Source organism: Sphingomonas sp. IW22, assembly GCF_041321155.1.
GTDB lineage: Bacteria > Pseudomonadota > Alphaproteobacteria > Sphingomonadales > Sphingomonadaceae > Sphingomonas.
The window spans coordinates 37,305-43,304 of the sequence record NZ_JBGGWB010000011.1 but is presented as its reverse complement, the minus strand read 5'-3'; the positions used below and the strand labels follow the sequence as shown (position 1 = coordinate 43,304).

The 6,000-nt window shown below is 65.3% G+C and carries 9 protein-coding genes and 1 pseudogene; 5 read left to right on the top strand and 5 right to left on the bottom strand.

The genetic code is table 11. The annotated features are described in order from the left end of the window. The 5 genes and pseudogenes from ACAX61_RS18900 to ACAX61_RS18880 all read left to right on the top strand — a co-directional run. Positions 1 to 406 (top strand): chromate transporter (locus tag ACAX61_RS18900; RefSeq protein ID WP_370716129.1); only part of this gene is annotated, 406 nt, incomplete at its 5' end. A 193-nt stretch (positions 407 to 599) separates the two neighbouring features. Further along, a pseudogene (locus ACAX61_RS18895) lies at positions 600 to 843 on the top strand (transcription elongation protein SprT); the annotation flags it as partial. A 72-nt stretch (positions 844 to 915) separates the two neighbouring features. Beyond that, a complete protein-coding gene (locus ACAX61_RS18890; protein ID WP_061781019.1) occupies positions 916 to 1,569 on the top strand; it encodes a nucleotide-binding protein in 654 nt (217 codons plus the stop codon). Next, entirely contained in the window at positions 1,566 to 1,904 is a 339-nt protein-coding gene (locus ACAX61_RS18885; RefSeq protein ID WP_024021611.1) for a hypothetical protein, read from the top strand. The genes ACAX61_RS18890 and ACAX61_RS18885 overlap by 4 nt, the downstream gene beginning before the upstream one ends. After that, on the top strand, positions 1,901 to 2,854 hold the full coding sequence (locus ACAX61_RS18880) for a replication initiator protein A (protein ID WP_024021610.1): 954 nt from the start codon (positions 1,901 to 1,903) through the stop codon (positions 2,852 to 2,854). The genes ACAX61_RS18885 and ACAX61_RS18880 overlap by 4 nt, the downstream gene beginning before the upstream one ends. A gap of 474 nt (positions 2,855 to 3,328) precedes the next feature. Here ACAX61_RS18880 and ACAX61_RS18875 read toward each other — a convergent pair whose 3' ends face one another. From ACAX61_RS18875 to ACAX61_RS18855, 5 genes are all read right to left on the bottom strand, one after another. Further along, positions 3,329 to 4,765: a type IV secretory system conjugative DNA transfer family protein gene (locus ACAX61_RS18875; protein WP_244885693.1), complete on the bottom strand. Its 1,437-nt coding sequence runs from the start codon at positions 4,763 to 4,765 to the stop codon at positions 3,329 to 3,331. 118 nt (positions 4,766 to 4,883) lie between these two features. Continuing rightward, positions 4,884 to 5,168 carry a hypothetical protein gene (locus tag ACAX61_RS18870; RefSeq protein WP_061781018.1) on the bottom strand — a complete coding sequence of 95 codons (285 nt, stop codon included), beginning with the start codon at positions 5,166 to 5,168 and terminating at the stop codon, positions 4,884 to 4,886. Continuing rightward, entirely contained in the window at positions 5,149 to 5,391 is a 243-nt protein-coding gene (traD, locus tag ACAX61_RS18865) for a conjugal transfer protein TraD (RefSeq protein ID WP_061781017.1), read from the bottom strand. The genes ACAX61_RS18870 and traD (ACAX61_RS18865) overlap by 20 nt, the downstream gene beginning before the upstream one ends. Before the next feature lie 19 nt (positions 5,392 to 5,410). Continuing rightward, positions 5,411 to 5,734, bottom strand: coding sequence for a conjugal transfer protein TraD (gene traD / locus ACAX61_RS18860; protein WP_061781016.1), 324 nt, complete (start codon positions 5,732 to 5,734; stop codon positions 5,411 to 5,413). Then, positions 5,727 to 5,993, bottom strand: coding sequence for a hypothetical protein (locus tag ACAX61_RS18855; protein ID WP_156477843.1), 267 nt, complete (start codon positions 5,991 to 5,993; stop codon positions 5,727 to 5,729). Before ACAX61_RS18855 ends, traD (ACAX61_RS18860) begins: the two co-directional genes overlap by 8 nt. Between the last annotated feature and the right edge of the window lie 7 nt (positions 5,994 to 6,000).

Genomic DNA, 6,000 nt, shown 5'->3' with positions numbered 1-6,000 from the left:
CCTTGATGGCTTGGGTCTGTCGGGCATCCTGCCAGCCCCCCTCGTGATCTTCGCTACCTTCGTGGGTTGGATCAGCGGCGGCCTTGCTGGCGCGCTTGCCATGACCGCTGGCATGTTTTTGCCCGCCTTCGCGTTCTCGCTCCTGCTCTACGATCGACTGGAAGCGGTGGTCGAACATAAGCGATTGCAACTCTTCCTGGCGGGCGTGGCGGCCGGCGTCGTCGGCCTGATTGTGGTCACCGTTGTTGATCTTGCCCGAACCACGGGCGCACGCACGCCGAACCTGATCGTAAGCGCGCTCATCTTCGCGGTCTCGCTGGCGATTATGTACCGGTGGAAGAGCAAGCTCGCCACGCCGGTTGTGCTGGCGATTGGGGCGGCAATCGGTGCCATTGCGCTGAGCTGACGGTTGTTGATGACTAAGGCTGTTCCTTCTCGCCCCAGCGTTGTCGCAGAAGCGGCGACGCTGGGAAGTCAGAATATTTGCGACATTGACTAAGCGAATAAGCTGTTAAGCGAAAAACTGCTTTTCGCCCTTTTAGGCTCCAGCAGCCAGCGGTTTCCGAGGCTACCCGCTCTTGCGGCCGTTCTCGCGTGAAGCGGCGATCTTGGCTGCGGTCGGTCACCTCCCCCATGCCAGACTCGATACAGGCAGCGCGACCACTCGGCCCAGGAAGCAGGCGGCGCGGATGCTGAAATGCGAGTGCTCGACGTGCGGCTATACCGTCAGGACCGCGCGCAAATGGCTGGAGACAGTGGGCGCACCTTTGTGCCCGGTTGAGGGGGCATGGCCCGATGCGCCACGATCTGATCGGCGACGAAACTGAGGACGGACGTGACTAAGCGACTAATGCCCTTTACGACTAAGCGGCTAAGCTCCATAAGCCGCTTAGCCGCTTAGTAGGAGCAGCAGCTATGCAAGTATGGGCCGTCATCGCGCAAAAGGGCGGGCAATCCAAAACCACCCTCTCAACCGGATTCGCCGTCGAGGCGGCGCGGGAGGGGGCGTCGGTCGTTATCCTCGATGCCGACGATCGCCAGGGATCGGCGCTCTACTGGTCCGAACGCCGCGACGAGGACGACGTGATGGTGAAGGACAGCAGCGTTGCCGGTCTGCCGCTCCACGTCTCGCGCGGGCGCAGCAGCGGCAAGATCGACCTCATCATCATCGACACGCCGGCGAACTCCAAGGACATTGCCATGCTCGCAGCCGAGCAGGCGGATTTCGTCATCATCCCTGTCGCGCCGCGAGGGCTGGACGTTCATTCGGTGTTGCAGACCGTCAAGCAGGTGCAGCAGGCAGGCACGCCGTTCGCTGTTATACTGACGCAGGTTCCGCATCAGGGCGGGGAGGGGCAGGAGGCCCATGCCGGTTTCGCGGCGAAGGGCGTGACGATGTTCGACAGCCGCCTCCACTTCCGCAAGGATTTCTACAAGGCCACGCCGCTCGGCAGAACGGCGGCCGAGACGGACCCGGACAGCAAGGCGGCGACCGAGTTGCGCGCCGCCTATGATGAGGCTAAGCGACTAAGCGGCTTTACGACTAAGCAAGTAAGCGAGGTTGGATGATGGCGAAGAAAACTTCCGCGCTCGCCGGCATCTTCGATGACGAGCCCGAGGCACCGGCACCGGCACCGGCTCCCGTTGCCGATGCAACTCCCGCGCCGCAGCCTGCCGTCCCGCGTCGGTCGCGGCGTGCGGCGGACACGTCGGCCCCGGCAGTACCTGCCCGGCGCAGCAGCCATCCTGGCAAGAAGCCGGTGCTGATCCACATTCCCGAAGACATGCACCGCACACTGCGCCAGCTCAGCGTCGAGGAGGGCGGGGAGCCCCTTACCGTCATCACCGAGCGGTTGCTGCGCCAGTATCTGGTCCAGCGGGGACACACCAGGTTCGCGCCGTGAGCAAGCGGCGTGATCCCAATCCCGAGTTCGACCTGTTCATTCCGGCGCTCGGCGATCTTCCGCTCAAGGACCAGCGGGAGGTCATGGAGCGCCCGTTCTTCTCGCTCCAGAAGCGCAAGCGGCTGAAGCCGATCGAGTATCGCAGCCCGGATGGCGAGGCCTGGGTGCGCGTGCAGGCCATTCCCGACTACGGCATGGCCACGATCTGGGACGCCGATATCCTGATATGGGCCGCGTCCACGCTCAACCGCATGAAGCAGCAGGGGCTGAACGATCTGCCCCGCACGCTGACAACCACGCCCTACGACCTACTGCGGGCGATCAAGCGCAGCACAGGGGGCAGGGACTATCAGGAGCTGCAAGCTGCGCTCCTCCGGCTCCAGACGACTTCGATCACAACTTCGATCCGCGCGACGAAGCGCCGGCAGAAGGCTGGCTTCAACTGGCTCGACAGCTGGACCTTCGACACCGACGCCGAAACGGAGCAGCCGCGCGGCATGACGCTGACCCTCTCGGATTGGGTCTATGAGGGCATCGTCAACGAGAAGTCGCTGCTCACCATGCACCCCGACTATTTCCTACTCTCCGGAGGGTTGGAGCGGGCGCTCTATCGTATCGCGCGAAAGCACGCCGGCACGCAGCGCGGTGGGTGGACTTGCCGGGTAGAGGTGCTTCGCGACAAAACCGGCAGCGATGCCCAGCCCAAGGAGTTCAACCGGATGCTTCGGCGGGTGATCGAGGCCGACCAGCTCCCCGACTATGCGATGGAGCTGACCGAGACGACGGACAAAAGCCCGGCCGTGTTGTTCAGGCTCCGCGGCGAGGCCGAGGCACTGGCACTCGCCGAGAGAATGCGCGCCGAGGAGGAGCGGCGCGCCCGTTTCGACGCCGAGCGCAAGCGGGCCGAGGAAGTCGATGCACAGATGGACCGGCTTGCCGGCCGCCGCTGACTATCGGGGTTTCACACACCGCAAGCCCAACTATCGGGGTTTCACACACCGGCCAGCGATGCTGCCTGAACCCTGACATGCTTCGGGCGATGCCGGAGCCACCAGCCAGGCTGTGGATAACTGGCACCGGAGGCCCCTTTTCGGCTCCAGAGTCTCGGGGTTTCACCCACCTTGGCGTCGGGGTATCACCCACCGCACTATCGGGGTATCACACACCGAATCACGGGGTTTCACCCACCGGGCCGGCTGGCAAGCAGTTGATAAACAAAGCAAGATTCCGCTTTTTGAGCGGCTTAACTTGTTTAACGATTCCTATTTAACAGAATCTCTTAACGACAGGGCTCACCCAAAACCGTCAACCTGAGAAGGGCAAGCGGAATTGGCGGTGTGTGCCTTCAGCGTTCCGCCGGCAGAGAGGGCGATGAGGCGCTACCCCAAAGCTCACTTTTCGATCTTCCGGGCCGGCGTGTGCGATCACGCCGGATAGAACAGGCCGGCGAACTCGCGCTCGGCATAGTAGCGAACCTTGCCGGCCCACAGCGGGCGTTCGCCCTGGCACAGCAACAGGAGCGTGTCGGCCGGCATCCGCATGATCTCGTCGGGCGTCACGAGCCGCCGCGCCGTGACATGCGTGCTGACGCTTTCCGAGGGACCGGCGCGATTTTCACCCCAGCCCGTGCCGCGCGACGTACTGAGGGTCGCATATTCCAATGTCGTGTCGCCGATCGTGCGCGAGAGCATGTCGGCGGTGGCGTGATCGTTGACCCCGAATGTCTGGATCACGCCGGCGTTGGACAGGAAGGTGCCGGCGCGCTCGCCATAGAGCGCACGGAGCTGGTGCATGTCCTGGAGGATCGGCCAGAGCTGGAGGCCATAGCCGGCCATCAACCCCATCGCGCGCTCCACCGGCTCCAGTCGGCCGAGGGCGGCGAACTCATCGAGCAGGAACAGCACCGGGCGTTCCGGCCGGGCAGGGGAGCGCGCCATATCGGTGACGGCCTGCGCGACCAGCAGCCGCAGCCAGCGAGCATAGGTATCGAGTCGATCCGGCGGCAGGCACAGGAACACGGTCCCGGGCCGCTCCTTCAGGTCCGCGAAGCGGAAATCGGAGGCGGACGTGCTTTCGACCAGGCGCGGGCTATCGAGAAAGTGGGTGTGGCGCTGCGCCGAGGACAGCACGCCGGCGGCCTCGCGATCGGACTTGCCGAGGTGACGGTTGGCGGCGCGTGCGATCAGGCCGTGCGCGCCGCTGCTGGCTTGCATGTCTGCCAGCAGCGCGGCGAAGCCGGCGGGATCGGGGGTGAGCTTGTTGCGCACGGTCGCCAGCGTGGCGCGGGCAGGGGGTTCGTGGATGACGGTGTGTAGGATGATGCCGGCGATCAGCGCCTTGGCTTCCTCGTTCCAATGCGCCTCGCCCGATTGCCCCGGCGCGTCATGGACCAGCGCGTCAGCGATCGTTTGCGCATCTTCCGCGAGGTCCGGGCTTGCCGGGTCGAGCTGCGCCAGAGGGTTGTAGCGGGCCGCAGGACGCCCTGAGACGCCGAAAGGGTCTAGGCACCACACAGCGCCCTTGCTGGCCCGCGCACGGGCCGTGACGCGGGCATTCTCGCCCTTGGGGTCGATGCAGACCACCGAGCGGTCGAGCAGGAGCAGGTTGGGGATGATCGTGCCGACGCCCTTGCCGGAACGGGTGGGTGCGATAGTCAGCAGGTGCGCCGCGCCGTCATAGCGGAGCAGCTTGCCCGACTCCTTGGCACGGCCGATCAGGAGATCTCCATTCGCTTCCAGCTTGCGCACGTCGGCGCGGTCGCCGAACCGGGCCGAGCCCAGCAGCTCGTTCCTGCGGTTGGCGCCGCGGCTGTTGATCCACCAGGTCGCGCCGATCAGGCCGACCAGGACCAGGAACGACACAGTGCCGGAAATCTGCCCGACGCCGAAGATGCCTTCCTCGCATAGGCCGCGACGAACGAGACGACGATCGCGAGCCGCCAGCTGATCGGCCGACGCCCGCCGATGAGCGGCCCCGCCATCAACCGACCCGTTCCAGTGGGGTGATCGCCAGCGCCGGATCGGCGTCGGGATGGTCGAGCAGCTTGAGGATGATTTGCGTGGCGAGGGCAGGGGGCACCGCCTCATCGCGCAGCATGTCGAACAGCAGGTGCTCGTCCGTTTCCAGCGCCATGCCTTCGATCGCAAGGTTGGCGCGCGAGTCCTCGTCATCGTCGCGCCACATGGCGATTTCGGCTGGGGTGCCGCGCTTGAAATCCAGCGCCCCGACCTCCCCGCGGATCGCCTCAATATCCAGGAGCGCCATCGCCTTTCTCCGTCGCTTCGCTTTCCGCGTCGAATGCGCGTTTGCCGCGCCGCTTCCAGAGCGCCAGCGTATCGGCGTCGTCGTCGCCGCGCGCCTTGCCGACCAGCTCCAGCAGCGCGCCGTAGATGGTCGCGCGATCGTCGTCGGCGAGTTCGACCAGGCCGGCCTTCTGGACCAAGCCGCCCAGCTCAATCAGGTGGCGGGTGCGTTCACGGCGTTGCACGACCCAGCCTCGCGTATCGCTACGACGCCGCGCCGCTTCCAGACGCTGGATCAGCGCCCGGTTGCGCCGCTGCGCCATCGCCGTTGCTGCCAGCAGCCCGGCTACCTTTGCGCCCGCGCCGCTGAAAGAACACGGCGCCTTTCGCGCGCCACGCCTCCTTCGCTTCCGCGTCCTTCGACGCGACGGCATCGAGCAGCGCACCGGCGAGCGTTTCCATGTCGAGCGCATCGGCACCGGTTGCGGTGACGAGCTGGCCGAGCTGTTCGATGCGGCGCGCCTTGATCGCCCGCGCGCGCTCCTCCAGCGCCTTCAGCTCAGCATCGTAATCGCGCACCTTACGCATCGCGATCGTCCTCGTCCGGTTCGTCCGGTGCTGCGGGGATATCCGACCAGAGCGAGCCGTCGGCACCATTCACATCGACGCCCGGCGGAGCTTCCTCGTCCCACATAACGCGCCAGCCATAAACCACGCCATCATCGCTGGCATTCTCATCAAGCTGGAATGGATAATCGTCGAGAGTTTCGATGCTGATCCCGAGCGCACTGGCGACGTACTCGTCCTGCCTACGCTCCATTGCTTCCTCATAGGCACGGCTCATCATGCTCTCC